The organism is Halogeometricum borinquense DSM 11551 (assembly GCF_000172995.2).
GTDB classification, from domain to species: Archaea; Halobacteriota; Halobacteria; order Halobacteriales; family Haloferacaceae; genus Halogeometricum; species Halogeometricum borinquense.
Window position 1 is genome coordinate 1,210,430 of record NC_014729.1, and the last position, 15,621, is coordinate 1,226,050.

Genomic DNA, 15,621 nt, shown 5'->3' on the forward strand with positions numbered 1-15,621 from the left:
GAATTTACCAAACCTAGCCTGATAGACAGCAAGATACCAGTATACTCTGAATAGGGACATCGAGATGCGTGAATATTTGTACTAGCCCCTAGTAATCGTCTCTATGCTTGGGACAGGGAGTGCAGAAGAGTTCATCAACGACGCCGAACACCATAACCAGTGGTGGAGTGACGGTACCTCTCCGGAACTATCGAAAGCCACAGACCTTACCCCTCGATCTGATTTCCACCGCGTTCTCAAAACGACGAACACCCACTACACCGACGGCGTCGAAAGCCTCGTCTACGCAATTCATGGCCAGACCGGAATCGGCAAAACCACTCTCCTCCACCAACTCATCGCAGCGCTCCTCAACACGACAGACCTCCCGAACCAAAACACAGGACTCGAACTCACCTCCGCAATCGGACCGCGACAAATACTCTACATCCCCTTAGAGGACTCCTTATACCAACTTGAACGCGCAGGTGACGATATCAAACGCCTCTACCAGGTCATCGACTACTTCCAGACGCACGTCGCACCCCGTCAAGGACAAAAGTTCATCCTCCTCGACGATATCCAGGCCCTTGACCTCAACGAGGATCGGAAAGCACAGCTACTCAACTCCGTCGACGAGGATACGTACCTAATCCTGACCGGCAACGTCGCATCTCAAGTCGATCTCTCCACTACCGAATCCGCCGACACTGTCGAAAAATTCGAATTATGGCCGGTCCTCCCGATGAAATTCATCGACACCGTTCAAATCGGCGAGGGACTCGGCATCGATTTCGATGACGAATTCCGAACTCGACTCGAACAATACCAATCACCCGACTTAGACGGACCATCGCCGATCAAGACGATTCGCACCGGGATTTCCCGAAGAGATTCCGAAATCGATCTCGACACTGCAGTTGAGACACTCTCAGAACTCTGCTTCGGCCTTTTCGATGCGGACGACCGAGACAACCTTCACGACGCCGCGCGCGCATACCTGCGCACAGGCGGCACGCTCCACCAGACAGACGACCCATCGATCCGGAACGAACTTTCAAAATCCCAGTTCCTCCTCTTTCTCTACAAAGAGCTCGCCAAGTACCGATCCATCCAACAACCCGAAAACCTCCACCGGCTCAGTTCCATCGCAGCAACTAACGCCGGTGAGGAACTCAAGTACACAGCCCTCAGCGACCAGATCGGTGTCGACAGACGAACCGTTGATAGCTATCTCGACGTGCTTGACGAAGGAATCGCAGTCACCGAATCCCAGGACTACTCCCTGCGACGCTACCGTCGCACCCGATTGTACCTTCGCAACCCACGCCACCTCGTCCTTCTCTCCCAACGACAGGAACACCACGGCTTCGAAGGCTACGAACAGCAAGACACGCTCAACCACGAATTCGAGTACAAACTCGCCCGCACTGTCGCCTTCGACCACGCCAAACGCCTCGCATACACCGTCGGAGCATACGACGTTGAATACACAGAAACCGAATCCGGCCTCATTGACTACATCCTCCACCGCAACGGACACGTCCTCCCCTTCATCCTCTCCTACCACCCGCACACTGGCAACGCCGAAACAATCGCCGAAGAATTCGACCCCGACTCCGGTCAGCACACTAAATCAGACAGCGAAGAGCTACAGGAGTTAGACTACCAGGCACCGTACCGGTTCGTCATAACCGACAGTCTCCCAAAGAGCGTCGCCGAGAGCGAGTCACTCGTTACTCAGAGAGGGGAAACAAGAATCTGTTATCTTCCATTCTGGCTGTTCCTCCTGATCTGTTAAGCAGATTCCAGTGTTGTTGATGTCGATTAGTTCTGGTCCTGTCCCATTCTCTCAACACCACTTCCCCGGGGGTATATATCTCTGACTCGACACCAATGTGTATGAACGGTTCCGGGCCGGCCTCGATTTCGGACATTCAATGCCGGCACGTCGACACCTACGAAAGTAATCCGGATCGAATTGAGGCTGACGCGGGGACTGAACGTCAGGACCGCGCTGACTATGAGGGTCGGTTCGTCTTCGAGTTGCTACAGAACGCCGTCGACGAGATGGACGACACCGGCGAACCACGGGTACGGTTCGAACTCACGGAAGACTCCCTCCTCGTTGCGAACAATGGTGCGGCGTTCTCCTTCGAAGACCTTTACGCACTGACGCTCACGACCCGGACGACAAAAGCTGGCGAGACGACTATTGGCCACAAGGGCCGAGGGTTCACGTCCGTTCTCGGCGTCACGGATAACCCGAGTGTATACTCAGAGAACGTTCAGGCGCAATTCAATCGAAAGACGACAGCAGATCTCCTGAAGGGCAACGATAAGATATCTGCTGAGCGGGACGACGCACTCGCTGCTGAACAAGTTCCCTTGCTCTGTCTGCCACACGAGACAACAACCCCGCCCCGAGTGCGAGCACTTCTGAATGATGGATTTACGACCGTGTTCAAACTCCCACTTCGAGACCCTGCGCGGCACCGGGAGTCAATCCATACCAAGCTCGAAGGCCTAGACGCAAACACGGTCGCACTGCTGCCACAGCTTCAAGAGATCGAAATCAGCAGTCTCGGGCAAGACTGGGAATGGGAGATTGCCCGACACGATATGACCGGCTGTGACGCAACGCTCATAGAGCTCACCACAGACACAGCGGACGGTCCAGAGGAGACACGCACCGACTGGTTCTGCCTGTTCGAACAAACCGATCTTGACCAAAAGCAGATATCGGACCGCGCGGATCTGACCCAGCCAGAGGTGGATGCGATGGGAGAATTGAGCGTTGGTATCGCGTTCTCCGTGACTCCTGGGGACTCTCCTCCCTCTCTTCGCCCGAAGGGTTGGAAACTCAAGCCCGTGTACGGTGAGACTCACAACCAACCACCGTACCTTCACGTTTTCCTCCCGACGAAAGAACGCAGTCCAATCCCAGCGCTTGTGACTGGGACTTTCCAGTCAGATACGTCTCGCCGAAATCTCACACTCAACTACGATGACTCGCGCGGGTACGACGGCCAGTTCAATGCCCTTCTGTTCATGGCAGTCGGCGAGCTCCTCGCAGACAGTGTCATTTCATTCGTTGAGCAGTCCGCAACATCGGAGGGGGACTTCCTCACCACGCTGGACCCGTCGTTGGGGCAAGGCCGGGACTGGTCGTTCACCAAAGGAACTGTCGAGGGCTGTCTCTTCGACGCGATCAAGACCCGACTCACATCCGTTGAATTCCTTCCGAGTGCGCGTGCTAACCAACGAGTTGCCATCGATGACATCACAGTGCCCCCAACGTCCGCCCAACTCTCGGACTTAGGTACCGACTTTGTGTCTCTCCTTCAGTCCGGGGACAGTCAAGCCGACGACCGGCCGCACGTTCCTTCAGCGGAATTATCCACTCACCAGCACGCCCAGACGCTAGTTGCGTACGGTGCGTCACAGTACGACGCGTCATCGGTACCTGAAGCCCTCGCTGCTGTTTCTGTGGATCCTCCCCTCCGCATCGTCGACGAGCGTGAATTCGGCCGAACCCCCCCAGATGACGACGAGCCGTGCCGCCTCACGGTCGATCCGGTACTTGTCTATCTCGTTCGTCTGCGCAAAACGCTGGAGAGCGACGAGGACCGTTCAGCCTTCGACGATGCGTGCCGCCGACACGACGTGTTCCCCGTTGAGATCAAAACTGACCAAGAAGGAACGAAGCACGCGATACGCGGTTCGAACGAGGCCGGCACGATCTTCATGCCACCAGAGGGCGACATTACAGCAGACGCCTTACCGACGCTCGAATTTCTTCCGCGTGACCTGTACCACGGCACGAACGCCGACCGCGCGGCACCGCTTCGGGAAGACGCACTCCCGGCGAACTTCGACGCCGACGTTCAGACGATCTGGGACATCAATGACTACCTGTTCTCACAAGTGTTCGACACCGCAATCAGCCCCCATCTCCCTGGACCAAACTCACCAAATGCGGACCCGTCTATCCTCGCATCCGGCGGAGTGTTACGAACGATCCGTGAGATGACGGACGTCCAGTCACCTGAAAACGACCGCAGCCCAGAATCCCCACTACTCTACCAATCTGCGAAGAAGCCATACTCGGCCCTGGCACAACTTCCCGTCCCGACACAGCCAACAGAGGACGGCACAGTCGAGTGGCATCCTGCACACCGCGTGTACTTCAGTTCGGATTGGCAAACCACGCTCAACCGCCCCGAAGACGCCTACATCGAACCATTCCTCAACGCCGTCGCCGCCCAAACTGACTCTGAACGATTCGATCCGAAGTTCCTAGCTTCACCTTCGTGGTTCACTACTGACAAAGACGAAGAGCGCGTAGAGACGCTCAAAGCTTGGGCCGCGTTCTTCTCGTGGCTCGGCGTGTTCGAGCATCTCCGCCCGCTGCCACTATTCGCGCCCGGTGAACAGCAGACGTATCGTCAGACACAGGGTCTCAGTCAACCGTCGAATTCGACGATTACAGCGTCCGAAGATCTCCAAAGAGACGGTGTCTACTCCGTCGATCACCGATACACGGGACTCACCGACGTCGAATGGCAGTCGTACCGCGACCACCTCGTGGATGCGGTAACCTCGGAAATCCCCGACCCAGACGAGCAGTACCTGTTCCAAGTGAATTCTCTAGAGTACGCGTCGGAAATCCTCTCGGCCGCAAAACAATCGGGCGAGGTTGGGAGTCGTCTCCTCAGGCACCTCACGCGCTGGTGGGATCACGGTCTCTCCAAGCGACGACACGCAACTGTCGCGGAGTTCACCAACGAACGGTGGCGCGGCAGTAACGTGAGCTATGTGTTCACGCACGATGAACAATCGGCGCTCGGCTGGAACCTGTGGGTGTGGCAACTCCGACAGTCATCTTGGGTGCCGACCTCGTTCGACGCCGTCCGCCCAACGGCCGCGTGGAGTCTTCCACGCAGCGACCGTGAGCGCTTCAGCCTCGACGTGAACGGGCTACAGCCCTTGCTACCGTTCGTAGACGGGGACTTCCCAACAAGAGAAAGTGAAACGCCCGTCAGCTTCGAAGAACTCGCCGACACACTCGGTATCGGGGTCCGGCTAGAGCAAGGCACGTTCTCACCACAGGACGCCGAACGCGTGATCAGTCGTGTCGGGGAGTTACTCGCGTGGACCGATGACGACCTCGCTCAGTACAGCAGTGCTGTCGAACTACTCTACACACGCGTCGCTGAACTCCTCCCGAGACTAACGCATGGCAACCAGATCAGTGGGGAGTGGGACCCCGAACAAAGTGGGCTCGCGGACGCACTTGTCCTCTGCCGGGTTGATGATAAGTACTCCCTCAAGCGCGCGGGTGACACCTACTTCGTCCGGTCACGAAGCAGTCGTGACCGCTACGGAAACCTCGGCGTTCCACTCCTCGCTATGTTCAAATCAGAAGCCGTCAGTCTCGGCGAATACTGCGGCGCAACCGACTTGCGAGCCGCTGTCGAGAAACAACCCGGATACGGCGATGAACGCCCTCTCCCGACGTCTGTCTCTGGCTTCGAAATCGACACCACGTGGCTCCAGACCGTCCTTGCCGCGCTCGTTCTCCGACTCCGAACAAACCGACCATCATCCGCACTCGTCGACCAAGACACGACCCGAACCAAGTCATTCTTCGAGAACATCGTGTTCGTCACCGACCTCGATCTCAACATCACGCTCACCGACGGCAGCTGGAACCGAAATCTCGACCCGAAACCGCAACCGTACCACATTGAACGCGACGGCGACACGATCACCACGATCCTCATCGACGCGACACTCAACCGAGAGGCGTTCGTCGACGCACTCACCGGCGCATTCACCGACCGGCTCGATGTCCCACAGTACTACGAAGCCGTCAACAACCTCATTGACCACGCGTTCGGGAACGAAACGCCAGCAATCGCGTTACGCGAACGACTCCGAACCGTCGGCAGCGAAGTTCCGAACGGCCAAATCGAAGTGACTCGGAAAGCACTCTTCGAAAGTGACCATGAGGACCCACCGAAAGACGACGGCGTGACAGACCACCCACCCGACCCTAAACCAGACAATGGTGGCGCATTCGATTCCACTACGAACACACAAACCGCAGCAGCTAACGGCGGATCGGGATCATCCACCGGCACGGCTGGAACCAGCGCACACTCCTCGCGCATCCCCAGTATCGACGCCGTCACTCGAATCGGCGACCGACGAATCGCCGAATCACTCCGGAACGCCGATGTCTCCACAAACCCACCCGATAACGGTGGTCGTCAGGACTTGGGGAACGAGCAATCCACATCTAGTAGTCATATCGGTGGGGGTGGAGCTGCGTCACAAGAGTACCGTGACGAGATAGACGCGTTCGGTATGGCAATTACGCTTGATGCAGAACGAACGCGGCTCGCGGACGCCGACGAACCCAACCCGGAATCGAAAGTCTTCGACGTTCACACACCAGAAGAATACCTAAAGCACCGTGAACACTCCGAGCTCCTCGAATCCGCGATTCACCGGTTCGCAGACCAACGCGGCCTATCCGCCGCAGAAAACCCGCTCGACCGCGACTGGCCCGGATTCGACGTCCTAACGATCCGGACTGACGACAACGGCGACGCAGTGATCGACCGTTGCATCGAGCTGAAAACCTCCGGCCTGAACACACGCAAGCCATCCCTCTCCTGGAACGAATGGAAAGCCGCAGGCGGCCCGCTCAGCAAGCATTACTACCTCTACGTCGCCCGGAACATCCGACTCGGCAACAGTGGCGACGCAGAACTCCTCGAAATCCCACAACCATTCGACCGGCTACGCAACCGGCAACGCGAAACACGCGAACGGAATGTTCAGGTAGACCTCCGCAGCTTCGACTTCGACGACGACCCAATCATCGAACGCCCCATTGAGTGGGAGGAATAATCCACTCATTCTACGACAACTGAGCCAATAGCGATCCCACACTCCCTAAACTAATGATAACAGGTCGTGAATAGCGATAATAATGGCAGCTACACTCACTGAACCCACCGTTCTCGCTGCCGCGAAGGACACTCTCTACCCTGATCTCGACACGAACACAGACCATTACGCTGTCACAGAAACGCAGTTCACGAAATCCTCTTGGGGTGGATGGGAGATTCCTGACGATCTCCGTCGTCGCCTCGCGCCGTACAACACCATTCGACTCACGGACGGGGAACCTGATCTCCTCGGCGTTGGGATGCCTGCTCTCGAAGTCCTGAACGCCGATGCCACAACAACACCGGTCACGGTAATCGAAGCGAAAGGCCACAATAGCGATCCGAGTGCTGCTGATGTCCGAACCGGCATCAACCAGGCGCACGGTCACTTATCCGAAGTCAACATCGGGTACGTCGCTGCCCCCATCCAAAGCATCACCGACCAGGCACGGGCACTAGCTCGGGACCTCAACATCGGCGTCATCGGCGTCGAAAGCCCGCACGACGCAATGCTCATCGAACCAGCTCGCGTCACCGGTGTCGGCGACTTCTCCACCACTATCGACGCGATCCGGTTCCAAGCCACAACGCACCAACTCACCGAAGGCAGCTTCCCAGTCAATCACCCGAAGAACTACCTCGGCTACGCACTCGCCCTCGCGGCAGATGGCGGCACCCCTGACGTTTACTCCGAGCACGTAATCAACAGCGTATCAGGTGGCCGTCGCGGCGCAATCCTTCTCGGTCTCGTTGACAATCAGCCTCACGGAGAGACACTCACGCATCTCGGTGCAGAAGTCGTCCGCTTCGCCCGCAGCCACCACGGGACTGTCGATGCTGCACTCGACGAATTCGCCTCGTGGAAAGGCCGTTCAACACCGTTCACCGACCTTGCTCCTCGGTGGGCGCAACTCGCCCGCTCAGTCGCCATCCAGTACGAGCCAACGCAACTCATCATCGAAGCACTCGAACGCCTCCACCAACACGGCATCAAACCCGCCACCATCGACACCGTCGTCCGAGAAGCCTGCCGCATCAACCAACCACTCGCCGTGGAAGTATTCTTCACCCAATCTAGGCGTGAAGACGTGCTCACCGCCGATGGCGACATCGACGAATCAGTGCTTACGGATCCGACTGTGTACAAGTCCGGCATTCACTTCCAGTTCAAGTACCACCTCCGACATATTGGACTGCTCACGGCAGGCGGAACCGATGACAAAGACGAGGTCCTATCGAACAATTGGGAGCTAAATCAAGCGGTCGGACTCTGATTGGCTCACTCTTCGCCTGACTTACTGGCCTCTGTGATGAGGTTCCCGAACCGTCGGAGCAGGACTTCTGCATTCTCCTTAGTTGTTGTCGGTTGGTACTGCTCCTCCTCGTACTCTGCCAGTTGGATGCTTGGGTGAGCCAACAGGTTGAGCGACTGTTCAATGACGTGCTGGTCCGGAACCCGCTCCTCATTGTACATGCCTTTCAAAATCAAACGGAGCCGGTCAGCGGTTCCTTCCTCTGGGTCTGCTCGTTGAAGCGCTTCCATCACGGCAAGCAAATCCTCAGTCCCACCAAGACGAGTCCGTAGTTCATCATCGATCTGATCAAGCCGGTCATCTTGGAATGCACCCTGCTCAGTAAGATATGTTGAGAGTGCTTCCGGCGGAATCCCGTAGGTATCTCGCCGTTCTAAGAGCGCCTTGAGGTGATCGGTTGCAAGGAGGACGATTCCTTGCCGGTCCGCATCTTCAATTGCTGCCGGGGTGAAGCCAGGTGCAACTACAATCGCTTGGTCGGCCGAATGTCGCTCTTTATGCCCTTGGATTCGCGTTGCATCTGGCGATGCCAGCGTTCCACTGCTTCGTGCCTTCACTTCAACGACCGCATGAATCGGTGCGGTAACCTCGACATCCGTATCGTCCCCACCTTCTATCCACCGTGCCTCAAACCCCAACCGAGAGAACGCCTTAGCGACAAGCTCTTCCAACTCCTCATACTGGTCACCATCCCGACTCGCCGCAACGATACGCTCTCCCAGACCGAGTTCCTGTTCTTCTTCAGACTCCTCCTGCAACGAGTCCTCATCGAACTCATGAACCCGGACACCACTCCCCGTTAACTCATTAACTGCGGTTTCAACGGACTCGTACGCATCCTCTACATCTCGGATACGCGCATCGGACACCCGACTGAATCCCTGCGGGATGTAATTATCTTGGTACCCAACAAGCTCGTTGAACGACTGGACATCCACATCAATCTCCGCCACACCGGTCAAGAACACCAAATACCGCCACGGACTTTCAGGGTCCCACGGATTCCCCTCAGTACGCCAGAGATGCTCAGCCAGGTCAAGATCATCCCGTGTTCGAACAACAGTGGCCTGCGCAATGTACCGCCCATCCCGGTAAATTAACGCGATGTCACCACCCTCCACGAACTGCCACTTCGAATCAACTGACGTCCCCCAAAGATGCACCTTCTCCGACTCCGAATCAGTAACGGCCTCAACTTCGGCATCAGAAAGATGTTCCGCAAACTCCGCTGGGTCATGCCCTCCCTTCACAGACTGCAGATAATCCTGATAGGCATCCTCACGTCCAGCTGTAATAATGGCTATCCCCGTCATTCGTAAGTAAATGAATAACTACTCGGTCAGGAGAAAAATCATAGGGGTAAACAAGGATTCTATTGGTCACTCTGGGGTCTGGATTCTGGTACGTATGCCGGAATTGTCCATCAATGAAGCATCGAATTCAGGACTAGCGTCCACAACAAACATCCCTCTGTCCCACGCGCCTTACGCCTGAGGTCTGTTAAGATGGGCACACTTGTCATCGACATTGAAACCGCCAGCCCGTTCGAAGAGCCGCCCGACAACTCGAACGACACCCAGTACTTCGAACTCTTCGCTGTCAGCCTCGCGTACGCTGACGACCTGAACGACACACCAGAAACCGAAGTGTTGTTCCGGAGCGGCGACTGGGACGACCAGTATACGATTGACCTCTACGAGCGCCTACTCGACTGGTGTGATGACCGCAGCGTAGATCGTCTCCTCACGTATAACGGCACCTGGTTCGACGGCACGCACTTGCTGAACTGGGCCTGCAACATCGACGATAGTGCTAACCGAGACTTCTTGACACGCACAGAGGCCTTGTTCGAGAACCACGTTGATGTCGCGCTCGCAGCTGCCGATGAGTACGAAGCCGAGCTATGGGACGACCAGCACATCCTTCCTGACTGGAAGGTCTACGACCTTGCTGGGATCGACAACGACAGCGTCTGGTACGACGACTACGACTTCCCCGACAACTATCTCTCCGGAATAGATGGGAAAGCTGTCCAAGGCAAGCACATCGGGCAAGTCCTCGGCGACAAATACGTTCAAAACGTCGAAGCCGGCATTGAACATACCAGCGTCCACCGCGAACTCACACAACTCCTCAAAGACTACTGCCTTAGCACGTCGCGGACCTCATCAACCTTTACACCACCCTCGGAGGTCCCAATCTCGATGATACCTACCGCCGGCCCGCCACCGACATCGTCTGACGCGTATTCCTCCCATCATCCCAATACTTAGGATAACGGGATAGTCCTGAACCGAGGATGCGCTCAGTCTGATTTCTCAATCGGGTCGGGCGCTGCTGAAATCCGATCAAGGAGTCTATCTGCGGCCGTTGCTGCCGTGGATGGTTCGAGTCCGTGCTGACAGTACGTGTCAACCATCGTTGACCGAATTTGTTCGTCCGGTCGCGTTGGGCGCGGATCAAGATAGTTCTCTTGCCGGAAGTACTCCTGGAGTTCCTCGATTTTATCTTGGCGGAAGTGGCTGACATCCGGCAGTGCATCGAGGATCTCTTCTGGATCTCCGTCGACTCTGTCTGCCAGCTCGCTTACCTTGTCGATGAACGTATTGCTGACGGCACCACTGGCTTCCAAGACACTGCGGTCAACTGCCTTCCCGCGCCCAACTGTGTACGCCTCAACGAACGATTCTAATGCCGCACCGTGTCGGCGGACTTGCTTCCGGGCCGACTGCGACAGGAGGCCATCAACGGCACCGATCTCCAGCAACGACCGGAGATGCCCCCAGCGCTCGATTCCTGCACACCGCAGTCGGTACAAGACTTCCGGCTCCTCAGTCACGTACCAGAGCGGTGCCGACGCCGCTCCTTGTCGTGGGTCGAACGTTGGCACGCCTAGTCGCTCACGGTACGACCAGTGATCGTCGCCGTCCGGGGCAGGGACGTTGATCGAACCGGCCGTCTCAACTGCCGGCGGCTCCGCGACTGGGTCGTGCCCGTCGCTCGCCGTCAATTGCTGGAGACTGTACTCAACATCCGACTCTTCGAGACGAGTTTCCCACCGTGCGCGTTCGTCGTGCCGGGCCGTGAAGTAGAATACTTGCCTCCCTTCCCGGGCCAGGTCAATCACGGTGTCAAGAACCGTTTCAGCGCGTTGGTCATCGAACGGTGCCAGCGTCTCGTCAAGCAACAACGGGGGCGCAGTCTCTTGCTCTCTGTGTTCGACGAAAGCAACCCGAACCGCGAGCAGGACCTGCACTCGCGTCCCACTGGACAAATCGTTCAGGTCAACGCGCCGCTGTTCTCCCGTATCGAACGCCCTGAACGTCCCGTCATCCAGTCTGAGCTCAAACTGTCCGTCAGTAATCCGCCGCAAGAGATCATCCGCCCGCTGAAACACCGGCTCCTGATTGCTGGAAACCGTCTCCGCCTCGACGAACTCAAGGAGTGTATCCGTGACCGCGTCGGCCACGTCCGCTTCGAGCGCTTCCTCAAGACCTCGCAAGGCTTCACCTCGTTCTTGAACAGCGTCAGCAATCTCCGTCGACGCCTTCGCATCCTCGATCTCCTTCTCCAGCGTCGTTTTCTCCTGTAACAACTCGTCGTACTGGTTCGCAATCTCCCGTTTTTCGTCTAACTCTCGCTCTAAGTCGTCTCTGTCTCGCTCTTCGATCTCTTCCTCGTAAGCATCGTGTTCACGAAGATCTGAACGGCGATTCTCAAGTGTAGTCTCCGCAGTACCTTTCGCCTCAACGGCTGCTTCGTACTCCGAGTATTGCTCACACAGTGTTGCAAGCCGCTCCCGGTCGCCAGGCTCCAAGCCACGCTCGGTGAATAATTCCTCTCGGTCGGCCCTGTACCGGTCGAGTTCCTCGTGGGCCACAGCGACACTCCCATCGACCTCTTCGAGTCGCTGCGTCGCATTCTCGTAGTCACGCTGTCGCTGTTCGAGACTCTCAACAGCAGCCGTCGCATCCGCACTCGTTTCGACCGTGTAGGAGTACGCATCAGTCGTGTAGGGCTCAATCGTCGCGCAGAACTGCTCCCGATACGTCTTGACCTGATCGTTGGCTTCCTGTAGTGCCGCCTGTTTCCCGACAACAGTCTCGTCAGCAGCCTGCCAGCGCTCAACACGCTCGACCGTTACTGCCAGTTCAATGTCGTCGTTGACCTCGGTATCGAACCGATTCTGAAGACGATCACGCGCCGTCTCCAGTTCATCTCTGATGTCATCGATGTCAAACTGTGCACGGAGCTCATCCCGCTTCTGCGCCTCCTGCTCGTCCACTTCGATGACCCGCAGTCGCTCACGAAGATCAGCTACCCGGTCCCTGACTCCGTCAGGTTCCCACGAATCTGGCTCTGGAAGCCCAGTCTGCCGGAATGTCTCCGCATGGGTCGCCCTGGCAGTGTTGTCCGTGCCAGTATCGTCACTCCTCGCGGAGAGCACCGCGTAGCCAGCGAGAGCGAGTCCGAAGAGTGTCAGCAGGCCACCAGCCGGATTGACTGTGAGCGCGATCACGACGCCTGACAGCGCCGTCAAGATCCCTGCTGTGATGGCCGCTACTACAGGGCCTCGACTACCCGTGTCGTCAGGAGCTTGTTCTGGCGGGGCTGCGAGCCAGTTCTCAAGCGCATTCCGCCCGCTTTCGAGCGTTCCACGATCCGCTGATTCCTTCGACTCCCCGGCGAGCCACTCATCGATAGCAGCCTCGACCTGTCCCTTCCCGTCGACTTCCGCTACCTTCGAAACGAACGAACGAAGCTCAGCAAGATCGTCCGTGTCGACCTCGCGGAGGGTCTCACCGTCAAGGTCCAGGGGAATCTTCTCCCGTACCTCACTGCGCTTGGCTTCTGCATCAGCTACTTCACGCTGCAAACGATCACGATTATCTTCAGCATCATCGAGGTCATCTCGGTACCCTCGAAGCGTCTGCAACACCCCATCGGCAACCCCGTCCTCAGGTAGTTCCGTGCCAGCCAGTTTGTCCGCGGCCTCACGGTATTTCACCGCGGCCTCCTGCTCAACGCGTTTCTGTTGCGCTATCTGCTCGTCAAGATCGTCGAGCTGGTCCAGTTCATCACCATCGAACGACGCCAACTCATCCGGGAACGATGTTACCTCATCGACCCGCTGGTCATAGGCATCCTGCGCCTCCCGGTACTGAATCGCCGTCTCAAGCAGATCAACGCGCTCACTCGCATCGGCGGCGGCCGCGAGGTCCCCTTCGAGTTGACTGAGACGAGTTCGTTCTGCCTCCAAATCCGGCGCGTCCCGCCGCAGTTCCTCGACCTTATCGATAGCCGCCGCCGCCTCTTTCGTAGCACTAATTCCTCGTGTGGCGGGACTGGCCCCGTCAGTCAGGTCGAACTCACTACGGACTGCGTCGATATTGAACCCGCCAGTCGACTCACGCTGAATGACGCTTGCAAACTCGCCGTCGTCCGTTTCCTCTTGCAACATGTCGTGCAACGACAATGCGTACCGACGACCACCATCCAACGACGGCACCGGGATCGCATCAGCGGGTTCGCCATCACGAAAGTGCTCACTGACGCCACCGTGCAGTTCGATCCGCCGCAATTCCCCATCGTAGGTAAGGTCAGTCCGAACAGTCGCCGACGACGGGGCTTCATCCGGCCATAAGGACCATCGGATCGCCTCTGCCAGCGTCGATTTACCAGCCGCATTCGCGCCGTAGACAACGTTGACTCCCGGCGAAAACCCATCAAGCGAGAATCCAGCCGTCTCAAACCCAGGCGCACGGTCAAGGGTAACAGCGTTAATTGCGACCGGGGTTTCTCGACCCTCTCCAGTGACGCGGTCGGAATCGGTCTGGTCACCGTCAGTCGGGGCCGGCTCACTCATCTGCGGGCACCCCCTGCTGCTCAACGAACACGTCGACGAGTTGCCGAGCTTGTCGCCGGAGTACTTCCTTCGTTTCAGCTTCCGTCGGGCGAGTGTACGTCTCGTCGTGGCTCTTGAGCTCCCGATACGCATTCGAGTCGTGGGTCTCGCGGACACTCGTATGAGCAGCCTCTATGACGTCCCGGTACGGATCCAGCGGTTCGTCATCGTCAAGGGCACGCAGCAACCCGGCCAAGTATCCGACCGGGTCATCGTCGCCAGCGCGTTCAGCGAGCTCAATCGACGGTTTCGTATCGACAGTCACGTCGAGAACACGCACTGCCGTCCCGCCGTCCGTGAGCTCAATCTGTTCAAGCTCCCCGCGTCGGCTGCGCAGATCAGTGTCCGCATCCGTTCGTCCTGCAACCGTTACGGTGACCGCAAGGAGCTCGGTTTCGGAGCCGCACTTCGTGGCTGTCTCACGTAACTGCTCGTGAGTAGCATCGACGACGTCGTGGAATCCGTGGTCAGGTTCCGTCGAGACAACGACCTCCTCGTACTGCAGTGTCGCCGACCTCAGCGGCTCCGTCTCTACTGTCCCATCGCTCTCGACCGAGACAAGCCACGCACCGTGACCGCTAGTCTCACTCGGATCCAACGGTTGAAGCGACCCCGGATAGAGAACTGGCGGGTTCTCGTGACGGAGCCCTGGAACGTGGAGGTGGCCAAGAACCCACGCCGAATGCCCACTCGTCGCCAAGTCATCCACAGCGACCGGGGCGTACCGATCCTCCCCACTAACGTCTGCGTGGACGACGCCGAGACGCGGAACGCCCTCATCAACCAAATCATACGCATCCAACGGATTCTCGTGGTAGTACCGGCCAGGGAACGACCACCCGTCCACGTGAAGGCACGGCTCACCATCGGCGTCGGTCAAGGCTGTTCGCTCCCACGACCCATCCCGACCGAGCAACTGCAGATGCTCGATTGCCTCAGCCAAGTCCGGGAGTACGTCGGCGTCGTGGTTCCCAGCGACAGCAATGAGGGGAATACCAGCCTCTGCAAGTCTGGTCGCCACGGACTCAACGGCACCGAACGCTTCCGCATACCGGTTCTCCTGGTCAACCAGGTCACCCGCAACGACGACCGCATCAACTCCCTGAGTAACAGCCGACTCCGCGAGATTAGCCCAGATTGTACGGGGAGAAAAATCGGCCGGATCGAACCGGTCAGGGAGCCGGCTTGGACGACGCCCAATATGAATATCTGCTACACACAGAACCTCTACTGATGCCATCTAACAATCAAATAAGAAGATATTAACATAAGCCCGGCGGTCGATCTGAGAGCAGTCGAGGAATTTCGGCAAACGCCATCGTCTTGACATCGATCCACTTCGTGCGACCAAGCTTCCGTTCAGCTACAAATTGACTCACACCCACTCAAGCACCGCATTGTGCTGCGCAACATACTGCGGCTTCAAACCATCATCGGGAATTGAGATTCGTTCTCCTGCATG

The 15,621-nt window shown here is 57.6% G+C and carries 7 protein-coding genes; 4 read left to right on the top strand and 3 right to left on the bottom strand.

The window, feature by feature from the left end; genetic code table 11:
• Positions 1-103: 103 nt before the first annotated feature.
• The 3 genes from HBOR_RS06310 (at position 104) to HBOR_RS06320 (ending at position 8,215) form a co-directional block, all read left to right on the top strand.
• Complete coding sequence (locus HBOR_RS06310) at positions 104-1,780, top strand: AAA family ATPase (protein ID WP_006054117.1); 1,677 nt, start codon at positions 104-106, stop codon at positions 1,778-1,780.
• Between the two features lie 101 nt (positions 1,781-1,881).
• Complete coding sequence (locus HBOR_RS06315) at positions 1,882-6,900, top strand: sacsin N-terminal ATP-binding-like domain-containing protein (protein ID WP_241432303.1); 5,019 nt, start codon at positions 1,882-1,884, stop codon at positions 6,898-6,900.
• Positions 6,901-6,982: 82 nt separating this feature from the next.
• On the top strand, positions 6,983-8,215 hold the full coding sequence (locus HBOR_RS06320) for a hypothetical protein (RefSeq protein WP_006054120.1): 1,233 nt from the start codon (positions 6,983-6,985) through the stop codon (positions 8,213-8,215).
• Between the two features lie 5 nt (positions 8,216-8,220).
• On the opposite strand, the gene HBOR_RS06325 is transcribed toward HBOR_RS06320, so the two are convergent.
• On the bottom strand, positions 8,221-9,504 hold the full coding sequence (locus tag HBOR_RS06325) for a restriction endonuclease (protein ID WP_241432304.1): 1,284 nt from the start codon (positions 9,502-9,504) through the stop codon (positions 8,221-8,223).
• A 255-nt stretch (positions 9,505-9,759) separates the two neighbouring features.
• Between HBOR_RS06325 and HBOR_RS06330 the strand changes: the two genes are divergently transcribed.
• On the top strand, positions 9,760-10,527 hold the full coding sequence (locus HBOR_RS06330) for a hypothetical protein (protein WP_006054122.1): 768 nt from the start codon (positions 9,760-9,762) through the stop codon (positions 10,525-10,527).
• A gap of 32 nt (positions 10,528-10,559) precedes the next feature.
• Here HBOR_RS06330 and HBOR_RS06335 read toward each other — a convergent pair whose 3' ends face one another.
• Together HBOR_RS06335 and HBOR_RS06340 are read right to left on the bottom strand one after the other, a co-directional pair.
• Entirely contained in the window at positions 10,560-14,120 is a 3,561-nt protein-coding gene (locus tag HBOR_RS06335) for an AAA family ATPase (RefSeq protein WP_006054123.1), read from the bottom strand.
• Entirely contained in the window at positions 14,113-15,399 is a 1,287-nt protein-coding gene (locus tag HBOR_RS06340; protein WP_006054124.1) for a metallophosphoesterase family protein, read from the bottom strand. The genes HBOR_RS06335 and HBOR_RS06340 overlap by 8 nt, the downstream gene beginning before the upstream one ends.
• Positions 15,400-15,621 lie beyond the last annotated feature (222 nt).